Genomic DNA, 16,072 nt, shown 5'->3' with positions numbered 1-16,072 from the left:
GAACCGCGCTTTCGTTCCGAAGTCCAGCAAGCATGGCGATCACTCTGCCATGTTCAACAGCTCTTTGCCCGCAGGCTGTGGCTGATTTGCGCCAGCCGCTCGATCTCAACCTCGTCTCGGCCGTTCTTCATGGACCGGCGCGGAGAATGCATCGGAGCTGCCAGCTTTCGCATCGGGCCTGGGGCGCGCAAAAATCCCTGCGGGGAAGGGCCTTCACCGTCTCGACAGGCCTCTAAAAAAAGATAACTTTGCGTGGAAAGTGGGGTGGTTGCATGCATAGATTGTCGTTGGTGGTGCTCGGCCTGTTGCTCACGGCTGGAGCGGCGTCTGCCGAAGAAGGGCGTTCGAATATCTGGAAACGGATCAACGCCTGGACGGTGGGATCCGATCGCTCCCTGGGCGGCTCGTGTTACGCGGCGACGAGCTATGACGCCGGCGCTATCCTTCGTATCGGCTTTTATCCGCGGGGATCGACGAACCTGGCGTTTCTTTCGATCGGCAATGCCGAATGGAAGTCCATCGAGCCGCAGCGGGAATACGATGTTGCCTTGCAGCTCGACCGTGGTCGTCAGTGGCCGGCCGTTGCGTTCGGTGTTGATCTGACCGGCGCCAGGGCCCTTGTCGTCAACTTTTCCAACACCGACTTCTTTACCGAATTCGTTCGCAAGAACACCTTGGCGCTGGCCTTCGAGGGGCGCGTCGTCGCGAGCCTCAGCCTGCGTGATTCGATGAAGGCGGTAAGCGAGATGTTCAAGTGCCAGGAGGCGGTGAGCGCCTTGATCCCGAATGGCGGTCAGGGAGCGGCGAACGATCCCTTTGCGGGTGCCGGTGGCAATGCGCCGAACAACGATCCCTTTGCCGGCGGCGGCCAGACCAAGTCGTCGAAAGATCCTTTCGCCATGTGATGGGCGCGTCCGCTTGCCGCAGAGAGGTGAATATTCCTAAAATATTGCCTGGGATCGGCTAGGTACCCTCGACAGTGACGGGGGGACCTATCAAAATGCGGGCAAACGGGGGTTTTGCATGCGTAGATTGCTGGTCGGATTGGTAAGCTGTCTGATCGCCGCGGGATCGGCCGCGGCTGAGGAGTCCGAAATCATCAAGTGGAAGGATGTCGACGGCTGGACCGTTGCTTCCGACACCTCGATGGAGGGCTCCTGCTTCATCTCATCGGTATTCGACGGCGGGGTCACCTTGCGCCTTGGGTTCTATCCCAAGGGCTCCGAGTCGCCGCTCTATATGAGCTTCGCCAGCGACGACTGGAGGTCGCTTGAGGTCGGCAAAGAGTACGACCTGACCTTCCGCTTCGACAAGACCGATCCCTGGAGCGCTTCGGCGACCGCTGCCGGTGATGCGAGCGGAAAGTTTCTGTTCGTGAACGTCACCGACGCCGAGTTCCTGACGGGCTTCGTGCGCAAGCGGGCCTTGGCCATCGCGTTTGAAGATCGCGTCATCGCAAATCTCAGCCTGCGCGGCACCGGCCCGGCGGCCGACGAGCTGATGAAGTGCCAGCGGGCGGTCGACGAGATTATCGCCGACGAGGGCCGCAAGTCCAAGGAGAAGAAAGCCGACCCGTTCAATGCACCGAGCGAGAAGCGCTCGGCGCGGGATCCGTTCAGCCTCTGAAAGCAGGTGGCCACGGGATCGGGCAGCGTTTCGCGAAGGCCGGACGGTGGCTTAGCATGGCGGTGTCCCCAGAGAGACTCGAACTGGCGATCTGCTGATGACAAATCAGCCGCTGTTCCGATACCTCGGCAACCGGGCACCTTCTGATCGTTTTGGTGGAGCCGAAGGGAGGGCAACCTTTCCACCTCTTTTCTCGTTTCTTTTCAAATTGTTGTTGAATTTCAACAGTCTTTGGGACTAAGTCTGGGTACTTTTTTGGGTACTCACCGAGGATTTCATGCCAGCCCCATCGTCAGCCGATACCAGATATCTCGAAGTACACGGCAGCAAGTGGCGGGTGGTCTTCAACGTGCCGAGGCAACTCCAGGGAAAGCTCGGGACGAAACTGAAGCGGTCTTTGGGGACGGATAGCCTCAGCGAGGCCAACCGCCTGAAGTGGGACGTTGTGGCAGAGTTTAGAGCGACCATCGATCAAGCGAGGCGTCCGAATGTCTCGAAGGAAGCAGCTCTTGCCAGCGCCCGGGTGAAAGCCATGGAGGAAGCGCGGCGGCTCTCTCAACAGCGAGTGGTGGCCTTCGGCACCGAGCAGCGCGGACGGGTCGATGACGCGATTGAGGACTATGCCGAAGCATTGGCTGGCGATCCGGTCGAAGTTGGCGATAACGGTCACCCGATCCATGAACCGGAACGCGATGCCCTTGCGATGGAGTTTCTCGCTGTTGCAAAGGGCAAGAGGACTCCTGTCGATTTCGAACATGCGAAGTACATGTCGATGTCTCAGGTGAAGGCCCGAACTGCCGCCGACGACAAACGAGCCATCAAGTATCTGAAGGACTGGTGCAAGGCGAATGGTGTGCCCCCTTACCTTCAGGCCATCTCAAAACGGGAAGCGGTCCGGTTCTGTGACGACCTTCCCGGTCTCGTCGGCAAGACAGACCCTGCGACACTGAACAAGTACATCGGTCGTCTTTCCGTGTACTGGGGCTGGCTCGAAAGGCGGCATGTGGTGGACACCAACATCTGGCAGGGCCGCAGGTTCAAGAAGCCACTACAGATAACGGATGACAAGGAACGACCGTTCACGAACGAGGAGATGCGGAAGCTGCTGATGGGGCCGGCCACCCAAGCTATGCACGACGTTATGCGAATAGGGGCGCTCACGGGCGCAAGATTGGACGCCATCGTTTGCCTCAAGGTGAAAGACTGCCAGAACGACACCTTCACTTTCAAGCCTCAGAAGAAGGAACCCGGGTCGCGCCTTTGTCCGATCCATCCTGATTTGGCAGCGATCATCGCTCGGAGGTCTGAAGGCAAACAAGACATGGACGACATCTTCCCCGAATGGCCGGGGCCGAAGAAACCCGGCTCGCTGCGTGAGCGCTCATTCAAGACATCGAACCAGTTCACCGATTACCGGCGAGACGTTGGTGTCGACGATCAGAGGGAAGGGAAGCGCCGCAGCCTCGTCAACTTCCACTCGTTCCGCCGCTGGTTCATCACGAAGGCGGAACAGGCGGGACAGCCTGAAAGTATCATTGCCGCAGTCGTCGGCCAGAAGCGGAGCGGTATCACGCTTGGGCTCTATTCCGCTGGACCGCTCTTGGAACAGGCCCGTCAGTGTGTCGAGGCCGTGAAGCTGCCGATTTAATCATTCGCCCCAGCGAGCATCCGTCATAGCGGCGGCGGTCCAAGTCCGGGTCAGGTATGTGACTGTGGGCAACTGATGTCTCAGAAGCAAAATACAGTCAACTCCGGGGTGGACCCACTCTGCCACCCCGGTGTGATATGTACTTCGAACGTGTCAGGCGAACTTGAGTTAGCCTTCGCAGAGCTTCCCGATGTGCGTGGCGATCTTCTCACCTCTTTTTTTCAGGAAGGTCTCATAGTCGACGGCGGAGTAGTCGAGCTCGGTAGTCGACGGCATCAGGTTTGCAAAGAACACATCGTCGACGTCCACACCGTGCCCTGCAATCGCTTTCGGGATATACTCCGTCGCTGGCGTATCTGAGACTGCGAGATTCTCTGCGGCTGCCAGCATACAGATGTTCGCCAGTGAATCGATGTTCTTCTTATTCTCCCGCTTGAGCCACGCTTGGGGGAAAATATGATGGAACTGCTTAGCGTTGTACGACGAAAGGCACTCCACCAAGTCCACCGTCGCGCCATTCGTGATGTTTCGGGGCTTGGCTTTGGCCAGCGCAATCACGTAAGCCTTCACCACGGCGGCGCGGAAGTGAAACTTGGTGTCAATTAGGTTTGCGGCGGTGGGCGCTCTCCCGAACCTGGCACACTCCCCTTCACCCTTTACGATCCAGTTTACAGCCTCCCTGCTGGACGAAGTGACAAACGCTTCCGATGCACCCCTGAAATGTTCTGAGAACGAAGTTAGCCAGAACCACTGCCGTAACCGCTTCAATTGGGCCGCTTCGAGAGATTTGACCTCACTGAACACCTTCGTAAGGCAAATCATGTGAGCCTCGTAGGGCAGAAATGACATGGCTTGGATCGAGAACTCTTTCTGAAGTAGGTCAATCGCCTTGCGGAGAGCCTCCTTCGTCCGATTTGTAGCATCAGATATTCTCTGCTCCCCGAGCTCTCGAATGCGGAGAACGTCCTCCTTTTTCACGCTTTCAATCAGGACAACAGAGATACACTTGAGGATCGTTTCGTTCGAAATCCCATCGAACCCCTTTGGGGCGAGCTCGCTGGCTATTCCTTCCGCGTGGGCGGCCAAATCAAATGTCTTTGACCAAGTTGCCGCAGCGATTAAGTCGAAGGTGGACAGTCGTGTCCCCGAACTGTTGATCCTTTCAAAGATTGGGCAGACCTCTTCAACGGTAAGGTCGCGCAATTCCACGACTGGAATGCGATAGCCGGTAATTGCCCCGATCAACGCATCAAGTCGCTCCTGCAGGACCTCTCGATCATCAAGTGTCTGAAGGGCGGTTCGGAAATTGAGAAGGTCTGTCGTCCTGTAAACGTAGCGAAGAGGGAAGTGATGAATTTGCAGTGCGTCGGTGCCTACGTGAAACGTCTCGTTGCGCAAATCGTATACGGGCTTGAAACCCGGGTCTGTCGGGGCGGCACCAAACGATGAGTAGACCACAGTGATTCGCTGTTGCCCATCCAAGACATACTTGGTTGGCGTCATCTCATCCGTCTGCGGTAGCTGAAACGTCCCGAGCTCTCTTTCGGAATTGAGCTTGTCAGCAGTTCTCCAGAGCAAGACGCTCCCCACAGGATAACCCCGAGCAATGCTGTCGACCAACTTGATCGCTTGGTCCTCTTTCCACACGAACGGACGTTGGAATTTCGGAATCTTGATCTCGCCTTTTCGAATATCAGCGATGATGTCTTCGAAGTTCAGAGGGTCAGTCGTCAGTCTGCCCCTTACGTGCGCCACCATTTACATGTCCTTATGCTAACTTGAAGGCTTGCCGTGCTGAACGGAGCCTACTCTGGGTTGATCCAGAAAGCACGATGGCGCAGGATTCGGATAGCTCTTTCTTCAAGCTGCCCGGAATTTTCAACGCAAATATTTGAGAGCCCCATTCAGATCGTGAGATCACAAAGTTTCCCCCCCCCCGGCTGGGGGCAGGTGATCCCAGATCGGGGGGCTACTTGTGTTGGGTGGCAACCTCTTCAGCCTCACATCGGGCATATTGCTCAGCTTCGCTTGCGAAGTCTGCCGCTTCCTTTGCAGCGTCCGCCGCTTCGCTAACGTAGTTGTTGAGCTTCCTGATGTAGCTGTCGACCTCATCTTGGTAGCTGGAGATTTCCCAATCCGAACAGGTGTGCCCTCCAGAGTAGCGGAAGTCAGACAGGCAGTGGGGAACATCAGGCTTCGAGAAAGACCCGGGCGCGTCGGGTAGCGAGATTGTAGTCGACGGCTCCGAACAGTAAGCGAAGACACCACTTGCGGTCGCCAGAAACAAACACCCGGCACTGACCGCAACAACTAAGACGCTGTTCATTCCTTCCCCCTTGAACTGAGGGCCCAGGTTATCGCTTTCGCATCTGTTCGCAATGCCTGTTGGGAGCCAGCTCGATTTGGGTGTGCTTCAAGAGAACCGGTGCAAAGGCGGTTCGATAAATGCCGATTGACAACCCAAAGGGAACCGGTGATAAACGAACCACCTAAATCGAACTTAGAGGTTCCCGATGCATTTTCGTGCCTATCTCCGTGCCAGCACCAAAGAGCAGGACGCGAGCCGCGCCAGAGATGACCTCCAGCGGTTCGCAGGTGAGCGCGGGTTGAAGATCGTCTCTTGGTATGTGGAGAACGAGAGCGGCGCTTCCTTGGCCCGCCCTGAGCTATTCCGGCTACTGTCGGACTGCCATCCCGGCGACATTCTCTTGGTTGAGCAGGTGGATCGCCTGAGCCGCCTTAATGCCGAGGACTGGTCGAAGCTCAAGACCGAGATAGCTGCAAAGCGGGTTCGCGTTGTGGCGCTGGACCTCCCGACCTCCTACCAACTGGCCAACTCTGGCGACGACTTCACGGGCAGGATGCTCGACGCGATCAACGGCATGATGCTCGACATGTTAGCGGCAATTGCTCGGAAGGACTACGAGGATCGCAGAAGGCGGCAAGCGCAGGGAATTGCCAAAGCCAAGGCCGATGGTACCTACAAGGGTAGACCAGAGGATAGCGAGCGCAATGCGGCCATCATGACGATGCTCGCGAACGGCCAAAGTTGGGCCAGCATCATTGCGGCAACCGGTTGCTCAAGGTCCACCCTGTCCCGTCTCTTGCAGCGGGTTAGGGCTGGGGCCGTGGTCGCCGAGCCGACGAAAAGCTGACCTGACGGTGCGGTGGTGGCGTTTCAGTTCATTGGGCGTCTTCCTGCAACTACCCCAGCCGGAACCGCAGAACGCGCTCAGGTGCTCCGTACGGCGTCATGAGGCGAGGTCCCATAGGGGCAACAGGAGCATTTCATTTCGATTTGCACCTCACACGTCCCGCCGACCTCACCAAAGGATTTCGCCGCTATGACACCGACCCGCAATGCCACGCAATCACGACCAGTCCGCTACTTCGCGGTGACATACTTCGACGGGGACGAGACCGTGAGTGGAGGCCGTCAGTCGGTCTTCCGTTCGAAACGATTGTGCCGCGCCAAGCGTATTGCTCGGTCAAACGTGCCACCCGATGCCGACCGGATGGAGATTGTCGAGATAGACGGGGCAGACTTCGAGGAGCGCCGGGAAGCCCGACAACAGCGCTCCGGGCAATAGGGACAACAGTAGGTGGGCCGGGGGTTCATCTATAGTTATAGCTTAGGTATCCACCCAGATGCACTGAGGGTCCTGACCATAGCTCCCTCGAAAGGAGGAGGGTGCCATCACCTCTCCTTCCCATCACCAGAGCCCCACCGCAGTTAGCCACGGTCCAAACCTGCGGCACCGTCATGGGCCGTCCTGAGGCTCCCTCTCGCAGGTGATCCACCGTGGCATCCACGCAAGAGCATTCCATCGCTCACACCGAGGTCTGATCCGTAATGAGGAGGATCAGCGATCCCCTCCTGACCAGTAGTCCGCTTGAGGTCTACCGGAGCTACGCTGTCGTCTTCACCCAGGGCGATCCGTGATAAGGCTCCGGTTCGCATCCGGTGCTAACGCCCAGCGAGACAGCGGTCGTAAATCGCCTTCCGCGTCAGAAAGATCGTCGGTCTGAGTGCTGCGGCTGGACGCGGTGCGCCCTTCATCATCACATCATCACCAACAGGAAAGGTATCCTGCATTGAACCCTGCGGTCATCACCGCCATGCACACCGTTGAACTGATCGGCTCGTTTGCAGCCCGTCACGTCGAAAGCGGCCTCACGGTCGATCTCACCTCCAGTCGAAACCGCAGCACCACCCGAGGCCCAATCTGCCCGTTGTGCCGGAAGCTCGTTGACCTTGGGCACGACCCGAGCGGGAAGGTCCACGTCATCCGCAAGGTCCTCGACAGCGACGGACACATTCCCGTCTTCCAGCGAGATCGGGCGTTGAAGACTTGGGCTAACCTCGATTGTGTCGAGAGTGAAACGAAGTCGGTGCGGGTCCAGAAATATCGGCCATATCCGGACGTGGTAGGGGCATTCCTGAGGGGTTAGCGCCCTCGGACAGCACCGGTAAGCCGGAAGACCTTGAAAGCGCTTCCTTGGCGGGGACCGGCGGTAACCCGCTGGCCTCCCTGCCGGGACACTCCTGCCGTTGGATCAGTTTGTTTTGGCCCCGGGCGTCCGCATCGGTGTCTTTTGCGCTCGCAGGGCACCTCTTACCCCTCATTCTTTGAGCTGGTATGTGTCGGGGTCGAAGCGTTCCCGTTGGGACTGCGTGTTGACCTCGGAAACCCCATCGAGCCGTGAGAATAAGGGCTGAACCAGTTTCGCTCCGATGTTGTAGTGGGGGTACCGTCCAAATATCTCAGGATGGATATGAGCGGCTACCTCGACGTCCGACTGAGACACGTATCTGCCGCCCCATTTCTCGATGATGTGCTTCAACGGTCGTGTCTTGCTGGTGGGGGAGCCGATCTTCGTCTGAGCGTCCAGCCACTCGAATGCAATTCGAATGCAGTCGTCGTGTTCGTGATGAGCATCACCGCTGTAAACGGTGGATTTCTTTGCGTTATCGATTTCCTGAGCTGTGAGCATAAGTCGTTCCTTCGAAGGCGGGACAACCTATGTAGGTAGGCGTCTTGGAGTTGCAATGATCTGAGGCCCCGACGAAAGGTTTGGCGCCGACCACGGCGGGCCCGTTCGAACTAAGGAGGGACTGATGACGACCAACGACGCGCAGCGCATCCTCGACACTGACCTCGCCGAGCGGCTGGGGATGAAGACCCCGCGCAACATCCGCGACGACCTGATCAAGTCGAATATGGAGGAACTCCTTGGCTTCGGGGATTTGGGGGAGACGACCCCAAATGCTGGAAAGGTCGGTCGGCCCTCGAAGGTGTGCTACCTCAACGCGGAACAGGCGCTTCTGCTCTGCCCCCTGTCCTAACCGAAAGCCTTGCTGTCCGCAAGGTCGTGATCGAGGTCTACATTGCCTACCACCGTGGCCCAGCTGGGATTGACCGAGGCTGATCGCGAAGTTCTCCCGCAGTTCGGCAACCCTGCAGAAGCGGCCCGAGCATGGGCCGAGGTCAGGGATGCCAAGCAGAAGGCCGAGGTCGTAGGTCTCTGAGCTACTCAGCCAGAACGTATGAAACGAAGGATGCGCACACGCCAAGCATAAATATCGCTTCGCGTTCCTCGACATCGGCGGTGGCATGTTCCTGTTTGGCGTGCCTGATACCCGGCTCCTGAGAAGTGTAGTCATAGAGCCGGTTGATAGCGATCTTGAAAGCTCCGTTCATAGGCCGCCTCGCGTCCATAACCCCGATCGCCTTTGCGAAGCTTGTCTCGCCAGTGCTCGTGAAGGCCACAGATTCGACCGCGCTCATACTTTCCCTGACGCTGTTCGCATAGTTTCCGCTGGAGAGCTCTGCGGCTGCGTCGAGTAAGTGCTGCCTTGCCGCTGGCAACCGAGCCCTATCAGCGGTCTCGACAGCCACCTTGACGATCTCAGCTTCTTGTTGTGAAGCGACTGGCATTATGGTGTCGCCGTTGATGACGCGATAAGCGACGTGTGTATCCGCCAACGCGTTGGTGACAGATTGCCCCAATTGATTGCTCTTGAATGCTCTCAGCATCCACTGCACGAATCCCAAGCAGATATCGTATCGCGTATCTCGGTGAAAGTACGCTTTCCAATTCTCAGTCACGCTCGAAGTACGATAGTCAAACTCGTCAACCATGCGGTGTTGAGCTTGAACCCAGTGCCTTCTCGCGATGGACAATACTGGATCGCCAACCCGGCGGCCGTAGTCCGTGGTACTGCGGTCAATCTGTCCGTGAAAGATAGCCCATAGTCTGGCCTTGGCGGCCGCAGACAGTTCCCCAAGTCTAAGCTGACTTGGCAACGGATCGATGCCTTCTGCTTGTGAGAAGGTGATGTGGCGTCTTCGGTTGTACTCTTCGTCATCCATGCTCAGAAGTCAGCATTTCTTAATCGAAATATCAATGTGGAGGAGAGCCAATTCGACCCCAAAATGCAGCGAGTTCAAGCCTGAGGGTGAACTCACAGTCATACTTAGAAAAGCCGACCCTCGTTCCAACCCCTTACTCCCGCTGCGGCCCGGGTCATCGCAGTCCTAGCTCCCGGCGTTCATGATGGGCTGGTTCGCCTCTGACGCCGTCGAGGACATCACGGAGAAGAAGGACGAGTTGCGGCCGCGGGTTCCGGCTACGGTTCCGAACCCGCTGGTCGCCCCGACCGCAGCCGTCCCGACGAACTAACCTTTCACCTTCACCGGCTTCCAAACGACCTTGTCCGGCTTCCTGTCGAAGTCGGGGAAGGCCATCATGATCCGGCACTCGTAAGTGTCGCAGCTCTCGCATTTGAAGCGCAGCTTTCGGGGATGGCGGTCGAACCCATAGACCCGACATAGGTCCGACGCTGCGAAGGTCGCCTGTTTCTTACAAGGGCAGCACTCCGCGACCACGAACATGTTCAGAAGACCGGCCTTGCCGAGAGTGTCTATCGAGATCGCGATGATCCGTAAGGATGCGGAGAAAGACAGGAACAAGCCATCCCGGGAGGAAGATAATCCTATATCAAGCTGCGGTGCTTGTTCTCACCGGCTGGAATGTGTCAGCGTCGTAGTGAGGTTCCCAAGGGAGCTGGAAGGGGGACACATGATTGGCGCAGTGGTTCGGCCTACGGTGTGCTTTAGACATCGTCCGCATAACGCGCTCCAACGCCTTCTCGGCCCGGATCACGGCCTCGTTCGTGAAGACATTATGTTCATCACGGTCCAATTTTGGAGGGTGGTTTTGAATGTGGACGCGGTTCCGAACCAGTCTCAAGTAATCAAGTTCTTCGTAGAAAGCCTCATCAGCATTCAAAAGGTCATGCTTCTTCGCGCTCGTAAGCAAATGGTCCATTTTGTCAAGCTTCTTAGAGCGGATGTACTCCGCGACAGAATTCACCAAGCCCGGGACCCCCTCCCGCGTGAATGTTCTCGCCTTGAAATGAAGGTCGTGAAGCAAGGCTTCAATAATAGATATCGACGTTACGCAGATCGGTTTGCAGAGCGCTCGGCGATGACTGCCGTTTGCCGTCTGCTCGCGTGCGATATAGAGCGCGGCGAGAAGAGAGAGATTTCGATTGATGTTATCTCCAAGCTTAAAATCGCCGATGAAACCGCTGTCTATTTCGACCAAATCAGTGAGCCTTCTATAGTTAAACACTGATTCAAGATATTACATTTAGTGGAAATAATAAAAGAAAGTTTTTCGATTATACGCAATTCACAGCCGCGGGTCCTAACCATGACGATCAACTGGAGCGTATTCGAGCGAACTTTAGATCCCCCCGGGAAATCCTCGTCATCAAGGACCCTCGCACCACCCGGCTCACCCGGCGCCCGCGTCACAGGGATTACTTGGTGTGGGATGGTGGCCACATCGTAGCGCAGGGAGGCAAGGCGCTGACCGAGCGCATCTTCGCAAAGGACAGAATGATTAACCACACCGCTGACTTCCAGTGTCAGAGATCGGCATGAACAACCTCGGCGCAGCCCGGTTTGCCTCTCGCGTCAACGACGCCTGTCTGACCGCGTCTAACGGGCTGCTATCGTTCGCGGTTTTGGGTACTCACTGTGGGTACTTTCTTGGGTACTCACTTTTCAGATGTCGATAGCAATACATTGAATTTGCTATAAAATTATACATGCAAGAAGCAGTGGTGGAGCCGAAGGGAGTCGAACCCTCGACCTCCGCAGTGCGATTGCGGCGCTCTCCCAACTGAGCTACGGCCCCGTAGCATTCAGTCAACACGACCGGCGCCGATCCTGTCAATACGCGCGCCAGCGCGCCCGCTCGAACGCCGTTGCACGATATGCGTTGTTCGATCCGGCCGGGCGCCGAAGGCGGTCGGTCTCTGAACCGCTTCTGCACTCCACCCATTGTCGAACTCTGCCGGCGGGTTTACGCTGCAACCTGACGATGGCGCTACGTGAACCGCGTTGAAGTGTTGGCGGTATACGCCAAGCAGGAAATGACGTCCGGGCACTGGCTGTGAGCGCCATGATGCTCGAGCCAATTACACGATTTTCGTATGTGAGATAGGCCCCTGCCGCCCCACTGTTCCCAAAGAAACCTCTCCGTGGCCCGGCGATTGGAGGAGGATTGGCAAATGGCTCAGGCGATGAAGGCAGCCGTCGTTCGGCAATTCGGCGCGCCCCTGACGATCGAGGAAGTGGCAGTGCCCACGCCGCAGCCGGGACAGATCCTGGTGAAATACGAAGCAACGGGCGTTTGCCATACCGATCTCCATGCTGCAAATGGCGACTGGCCGGTGAAGCCCAGCCCACCGTTCATTCCCGGGCACGAGGGGGTCGGCTATGTCTCGGCGGTCGGCGCCGGTGTCAAAAGAGTGAAAGAGGGCGACAGGGTCGGCGTTCCCTGGCTTCACAGCGCCTGCGGCTACTGTCCGCATTGCCGCACCGGTTGGGAGACGCTGTGTGCGGCCCAGTCGAACACGGGATACTCGGTCAACGGGACGTTCGCCGAATATGGCCTGGCGGATCCTGATTTCGTCGGCAGCCTGCCCAATGGGCTGGAGTTCGGTCCTGCCGCGCCGGTTCTGTGTGCCGGGGTCACCGTTTACAAGGGGTTGAAGGAAACGGAAGTCCGTCCCGGTGAATGGGTTGCCATCTCCGGCATCGGGGGGCTTGGCCACATGGCCGTGCAGTACGCAAAGGCGATGGGCATGCATGTCGTCGCGGCGGACATCTTCGACGACAAGCTGGCACTTGCAAAGCAATTGGGCGCCGACCTGACAGTCAACGGCAAGGCCAAGGATGCGGTCGAGCAGGTGATCAAGGCCACCGGCGGCGTGCATGGAGCGCTTGTGACTGCAGTCTCGCCCGCTGCGATGGAACAGGCGTTCGGTTTCCTGCGTTCGCGCGGCACCATGGCGCTCGTCGGCCTGCCCCCAGGTATGATCTCGGTGCCGGTCTTTGAGACTGTTCTTAAGCGCATCACCGTGCGTGGATCGATCGTCGGCACCCGCCAGGACCTGGAAGAGTCGCTCCAGTTCGCCGCTGAAGGCAAAGTCGCGCCGCATTTTTCGTGGGATAGCCTCGAGAATATCAATGAGATCTTCCGCCGCATGGAAGCCGGGAAGATCGACGGTCGCATCGTGATGAGCCTGCAGTAATCGACTTTGACAGGCCCGGCTGGTCGAGGCTCGCCGGGTCCGTGTCGATGCCCAAGGGACACGTGTCGAGCATTTACTCTTATGCGCCTTCCTTAGATCGCCGGTCACCAGAGGGCCGTCGGGCGAGATGCCGATAGACCTTTTGCAGAAAGGAAATGGCAATGAGCAAAGGCATGTTCTCAGACCAGCATGCACTGTCCAGGCGCGATCTCCTGCTGGTGGCGGGAACTGCGGCGGCCACGCTTACAGCCTACAGTCATGCTGCCCGTGCCGCGCCAGGCCCAAGCAACCTCGTGATCGACGACGTGAAGCAGGATGAGGACATCTTTGCCTATATCAGCAGGATCAAGGGCGGCTTTGACGAGACGACCTATCGGCAAGTTCTGGGATGCGCGAATGCGTTCAAGGAAGGAGACCAGACGATCGCTGTGGCTGCGGAAAATGATACGTCCCGAACGAACGCCCGAGCCCTCCTGGCAAGAACGAAGATCGCAGACCTCGATCAGCACCCGCTGTTTGAGGACGATCTGCAACGACTGATTTGGCAGACCACCGACAGGGCTCAACAAGAAAAGCTGAAAGACTGGACGATGGGCCAGCTGAAGGAATTTCTTCTGACCAAATCGGAAGATGAGATCAAAGGCGTCATGCATGGCCTGACCAGCGATACCATCGGCTGCGTGCCGAAGCTGATGAGCAATGAAGAGTTGATCGCCGTCAGCCAGAAGATTTTCAATGTCATGCCCGGCACCAAGTTGGGGGCCAAGGGATACATGGGCGCACGTATCCAGCCGAATTCGCCGACCGACCACCCCGACGACATCATGTGGCAGGTCTTCGATGCGTTTTCCTATGCGACCGGCGACATCGTCATCGGCACCAACCCGGTGGACAGCACCGTCGACAGCGTCGTCACGGTGGAGCGGGCGCTCAAGGACATCGCGGATACGTTCAAGCTGGTCGACGTCATTCCGTGGTGCGTGCTCGCTCACATCGACGTCCAAGGTGAGGTAAGCGAAGACTTCCCCGGCACAGTTTCCACCGTGTTCCAGAGCCTTGCCGGTACGGATGATTGCAACAAGATCTTCGACATCACCAATGAGAAGATCCTGAAATATGCGCGCGCCAAGGCAGGGGAGCGGTACGGCCTTTACTTCGAAACCGGACAGGGCTCGGAATTCACCAACGGCGCGGCAAACGGCGTCGACATGATGGTGCTTGAGTCCCGGAAGTACGGGTTCAGCCGGGCTGTCGGCATGGAGCTTGCGAAAGTGCAGCCGAAAGGCGCATGGCTGCATGTCAACGACGTCGCCGGCTTCATTGGGCCGGAGGTCTTCAAGAGCCGAGAACAACTCGTTCGGTGCTGCCTCGAGGACATGGTCATGGGCAAGCTCCATGGGCTGACCATCGGTCTCGATATATGCACGACCCTGCACATGACCGTCAGCCTGGACGATCTGGATTGGTGCCAGGATCAGATCATGCCGGCCAATCCGGCCTATCTGATTGCTCTGCCGACCAAGAACGACCCGATGTTGAGCTATCTCACGACCGCATTCCAGGACCACGTACGCGTGAGGGATAAGTTCGGCTTCAAGGTCAACGATGCGATGTGGGATTTCTACAAACGCCTTGGAATTGTCGGCAAGGACAACAGCTACACGTCAAAATACGGCGATCCTCTTTGGGTCTATTATCAGTACCGCCTCGCCAAGGGGGACAAGCGCTCCAAGGACGCCGTTTACGCCGAGGGCAGGCGGATGATGACGGAGGTCGAGGCAAGAGGCGTCGACCTGGCCACGGGCCACGGTGAGAAGATATGGGATCTCAACCCGTCGCTCGCGACGAAAGTGAGGGGTCTTTATGACGACGCCAAACTCTCTCTTTGGGCCGAGCTTACGCCGGAGTTCATAGCGGCAGTGCCCAGCGTCGTTCCGGTTCGCACCCTGTCCAAGGACCGGAACGACTACATCGCGCATCCGACGACCGGTGAAACGCTGAGCCCGGACTCAATCAGGGCGATTGACGCGATCAGGACGTCCTGGAAAGGCGATATGCCCAAGGGCCAGATTGTCATCTCAGATGGTCTGAACGCCAAGGCCATCATGGATGACGGCCATCTTTCGCCCTACCTGGAGGAGATGCGCAGGCTGCTCGGCGATGCCGGCGTGTCGGTGAGCGACAAGAATATCCTGGTCACCAGCGGCAGAGTGCGGGCCGGCTACCGGATTGGCGAGATGCTGTTTGCCGACGCCGATCCCAACACGTTTCGCGGAATTCTCCACATCATCGGCGAGCGGCCCGGAACCATGCACCACGCCTACTCGGTCTACATCACGGTTGCGAAGGGCAAGCGTTGGGCTGAGAAGGATATCGATCACGATATGACGAAGCTGGTCAGCAACGTCGCCGATACCGCACTCGCACCCAGGGAGGCGGCGAAGGAAACCCTGACCATTATCCGGGAGATCATCGGCAAGGACGTAAACGGCAGCCGGCGATTCGGGTGACCACAAACGCGCTACAGGGCAACAAGGGCGTCCGTCCGGAATAAGCGTCGGGCCGTGTATACCGTTGGGGCAGCCGCATACTCTCGCTTTCGGGCCCCCAAAGCGCGGTTGCTTCTTCGGATCGTGGCTTTCCGGCGTCAGAATCGCTTCTTTAGAAAGTAGCGCGCAATCGCCCCATCACCACCTTCAAGCTCGCCGAAAACTTCGAAGCCGAGTTTTTCATAAAAGGGCCTGGCCTGGAATTCGAAGGTGTCGAGCCAAAGGCCGACATAGCCGCGCTGGCGCGCGATCTTCTCCGCTTCTTCGACAAGGCGCCGGCCAAGGCCCTGGCCGCGGTACTCATCCGGGACCGCGAGGTAACGGATAAAGCCCCAGCCATAGCCATCCGTCGCATAGAGCCCACCCGTCGCGACTTTCGTCTCCGGATCGCGAAGCACGATGGCAAAACCGGGCAGGTCGACCATGCCGCTATGGGCATCGTTATAGGCATCCAGCGGCGCAACGATGCCGCTGAGGTCATCCCGATTGGGGTCTTCGAGAAGGATGTCTATGATCGGGGTGAGCATGATGGGAACTTGGTCGAATGGTGGTTCGGTCTATAAATTCTCGTTTTGTTCTCTAGAGAAATCCAACCCGAGGAAAACCTCGGGTTGGCAATGATGGTGGTCGTCGTCGTCA

15 protein-coding genes and 1 tRNA gene are annotated in these 16,072 nt (G+C 57.8%); 9 read left to right on the top strand and 7 right to left on the bottom strand.

Annotation, left to right across the window (positions count from 1 at the left end; genetic code table 11):
• The first annotated feature begins 272 nt into the window (after positions 1–272).
• The 3 genes from ASD01_RS16060 to ASD01_RS16050 all read left to right on the top strand — a co-directional run bounded on the left by ASD01_RS16060 (position 273) and on the right by ASD01_RS16050 (position 3,274).
• Entirely contained in the window at positions 273–905 is a 633-nt protein-coding gene (locus ASD01_RS16060; RefSeq protein WP_127889042.1) for a hypothetical protein, read from the top strand.
• 118 nt (positions 906–1,023) lie between these two features.
• Positions 1,024–1,626 (top strand): hypothetical protein, encoded by a 603-nt coding sequence (locus ASD01_RS16055; protein ID WP_127889043.1) that lies wholly within the window; start codon positions 1,024–1,026, stop codon positions 1,624–1,626.
• A gap of 277 nt (positions 1,627–1,903) precedes the next feature.
• Positions 1,904–3,274, top strand: a complete 1,371-nt coding sequence (locus ASD01_RS16050) for a DUF6538 domain-containing protein (RefSeq protein ID WP_060644142.1) — start codon at positions 1,904–1,906, stop codon at positions 3,272–3,274.
• Positions 3,275–3,442: 168 nt separating this feature from the next.
• On the opposite strand, the gene ASD01_RS16045 is transcribed toward ASD01_RS16050, so the two are convergent.
• Together ASD01_RS16045 and ASD01_RS16040 are read right to left on the bottom strand one after the other, a co-directional pair.
• The gene (locus tag ASD01_RS16045) at positions 3,443–5,032 is read right to left on the bottom strand and encodes a DUF262 domain-containing protein (protein ID WP_060644141.1); all 1,590 of its coding nucleotides are present in this window, start codon (positions 5,030–5,032) and stop codon (positions 3,443–3,445) included.
• 211 nt (positions 5,033–5,243) lie between these two features.
• Positions 5,244–5,600, bottom strand: a complete 357-nt coding sequence (locus ASD01_RS16040) for a hypothetical protein (protein ID WP_060644140.1) — start codon at positions 5,598–5,600, stop codon at positions 5,244–5,246.
• Positions 5,601–5,787: 187 nt separating this feature from the next.
• Here ASD01_RS16040 and ASD01_RS16035 point away from each other — a divergent pair, with 187 nt between their 5' ends.
• The gene (locus ASD01_RS16035; RefSeq protein ID WP_060644139.1) at positions 5,788–6,429 is read left to right on the top strand and encodes a recombinase family protein; all 642 of its coding nucleotides are present in this window, start codon (positions 5,788–5,790) and stop codon (positions 6,427–6,429) included.
• A 907-nt stretch (positions 6,430–7,336) separates the two neighbouring features.
• Here the strand turns inward: ASD01_RS16035 and ASD01_RS35600 are convergent.
• Both ASD01_RS35600 and ASD01_RS16025 read right to left on the bottom strand, forming a co-directional pair.
• Positions 7,337–7,591: a hypothetical protein gene (locus ASD01_RS35600; protein WP_156623655.1), complete on the bottom strand. Its 255-nt coding sequence runs from the start codon at positions 7,589–7,591 to the stop codon at positions 7,337–7,339.
• Between the two features lie 306 nt (positions 7,592–7,897).
• Entirely contained in the window at positions 7,898–8,269 is a 372-nt protein-coding gene (locus ASD01_RS16025) for a hypothetical protein (RefSeq protein WP_060644137.1), read from the bottom strand.
• 124 nt (positions 8,270–8,393) lie between these two features.
• Here ASD01_RS16025 and ASD01_RS16020 point away from each other — a divergent pair, with 124 nt between their 5' ends.
• Positions 8,394–8,621: a hypothetical protein gene (locus ASD01_RS16020; protein ID WP_060644136.1), complete on the top strand. Its 228-nt coding sequence runs from the start codon at positions 8,394–8,396 to the stop codon at positions 8,619–8,621.
• A gap of 184 nt (positions 8,622–8,805) precedes the next feature.
• Here the strand turns inward: ASD01_RS16020 and ASD01_RS16015 are convergent, their stop codons facing one another.
• Positions 8,806–9,648 carry a hypothetical protein gene (locus ASD01_RS16015; protein ID WP_060644135.1) on the bottom strand — a complete coding sequence of 281 codons (843 nt, stop codon included), beginning with the start codon at positions 9,646–9,648 and terminating at the stop codon, positions 8,806–8,808.
• Positions 9,649–9,829: 181 nt separating this feature from the next.
• Here ASD01_RS16015 and ASD01_RS37275 point away from each other — a divergent pair, with 181 nt between their 5' ends.
• Positions 9,830–9,958, top strand: coding sequence for a hypothetical protein (locus ASD01_RS37275; RefSeq protein WP_280138781.1), 129 nt, complete (start codon positions 9,830–9,832; stop codon positions 9,956–9,958).
• 255 nt (positions 9,959–10,213) lie between these two features.
• Positions 10,214–10,915, top strand: coding sequence for a hypothetical protein (locus ASD01_RS35595; RefSeq protein ID WP_156623654.1), 702 nt, complete (start codon positions 10,214–10,216; stop codon positions 10,913–10,915).
• A 491-nt stretch (positions 10,916–11,406) separates the two neighbouring features.
• On the opposite strand, the gene ASD01_RS16000 is transcribed toward ASD01_RS35595, so the two are convergent.
• Positions 11,407–11,482, bottom strand: a tRNA-Ala gene (locus ASD01_RS16000).
• Between the two features lie 376 nt (positions 11,483–11,858).
• Between ASD01_RS16000 and adhP the strand changes: the two genes are divergently transcribed.
• Together adhP and eutB are read left to right on the top strand one after the other, a co-directional pair.
• Positions 11,859–12,884 carry an alcohol dehydrogenase AdhP gene (gene adhP, locus ASD01_RS15995; protein ID WP_034791206.1) on the top strand — a complete coding sequence of 342 codons (1,026 nt, stop codon included), beginning with the start codon at positions 11,859–11,861 and terminating at the stop codon, positions 12,882–12,884.
• A gap of 161 nt (positions 12,885–13,045) precedes the next feature.
• The gene (eutB, locus tag ASD01_RS15990) at positions 13,046–15,394 is read left to right on the top strand and encodes an ethanolamine ammonia-lyase subunit EutB (RefSeq protein WP_034791208.1); all 2,349 of its coding nucleotides are present in this window, start codon (positions 13,046–13,048) and stop codon (positions 15,392–15,394) included.
• 137 nt (positions 15,395–15,531) lie between these two features.
• Here the strand turns inward: eutB and ASD01_RS15985 are convergent, their stop codons facing one another.
• Positions 15,532–15,960: a GNAT family N-acetyltransferase gene (locus tag ASD01_RS15985; RefSeq protein ID WP_034791210.1), complete on the bottom strand. Its 429-nt coding sequence runs from the start codon at positions 15,958–15,960 to the stop codon at positions 15,532–15,534.
• Positions 15,961–16,072 lie beyond the last annotated feature (112 nt).

The organism is Ensifer sp. Root423, assembly GCF_001426275.1.
Classification (GTDB): domain Bacteria; phylum Pseudomonadota; class Alphaproteobacteria; order Rhizobiales; family Rhizobiaceae; genus Ensifer; species Ensifer adhaerens.
This window is presented reverse-complemented; position numbering and strand designations above follow the sequence as displayed.

Bases quoted from the DNA above. Each gene is read 5' to 3' on its own strand.
- ASD01_RS16045 (WP_060644141.1), bottom strand. From the start codon at position 5,032: ATGGTGGCGCACGTAAGGGGCAGACTGACGACTGACCCTCTGAACTTC.
- ASD01_RS16055 (WP_127889043.1), top strand. From the start codon at position 1,024: ATGCGTAGATTGCTGGTCGGATTGGTAAGCTGTCTGATCGCCGCGGGA.
- ASD01_RS16060 (WP_127889042.1), top strand. From the start codon at position 273: ATGCATAGATTGTCGTTGGTGGTGCTCGGCCTGTTGCTCACGGCTGGA.
- ASD01_RS16020 (WP_060644136.1), top strand. From the start codon at position 8,394: ATGACGACCAACGACGCGCAGCGCATCCTCGACACTGACCTCGCCGAG.
- adhP (WP_034791206.1), top strand. From the start codon at position 11,859: ATGGCTCAGGCGATGAAGGCAGCCGTCGTTCGGCAATTCGGCGCGCCC.
- ASD01_RS16015 (WP_060644135.1), bottom strand. From the start codon at position 9,648: ATGGATGACGAAGAGTACAACCGAAGACGCCACATCACCTTCTCACAA.
- ASD01_RS37275 (WP_280138781.1), top strand. From the start codon at position 9,830: ATGATGGGCTGGTTCGCCTCTGACGCCGTCGAGGACATCACGGAGAAG.
- ASD01_RS16035 (WP_060644139.1), top strand. From the start codon at position 5,788: ATGCATTTTCGTGCCTATCTCCGTGCCAGCACCAAAGAGCAGGACGCG.
- ASD01_RS16025 (WP_060644137.1), bottom strand. From the start codon at position 8,269: ATGCTCACAGCTCAGGAAATCGATAACGCAAAGAAATCCACCGTTTAC.
- ASD01_RS15985 (WP_034791210.1), bottom strand. From the start codon at position 15,960: ATGCTCACCCCGATCATAGACATCCTTCTCGAAGACCCCAATCGGGAT.
- ASD01_RS35595 (WP_156623654.1), top strand. From the start codon at position 10,214: ATGATCCGTAAGGATGCGGAGAAAGACAGGAACAAGCCATCCCGGGAG.
- ASD01_RS16040 (WP_060644140.1), bottom strand. From the start codon at position 5,600: ATGAACAGCGTCTTAGTTGTTGCGGTCAGTGCCGGGTGTTTGTTTCTG.
- eutB (WP_034791208.1), top strand. From the start codon at position 13,046: ATGAGCAAAGGCATGTTCTCAGACCAGCATGCACTGTCCAGGCGCGAT.
- ASD01_RS16050 (WP_060644142.1), top strand. From the start codon at position 1,904: ATGCCAGCCCCATCGTCAGCCGATACCAGATATCTCGAAGTACACGGC.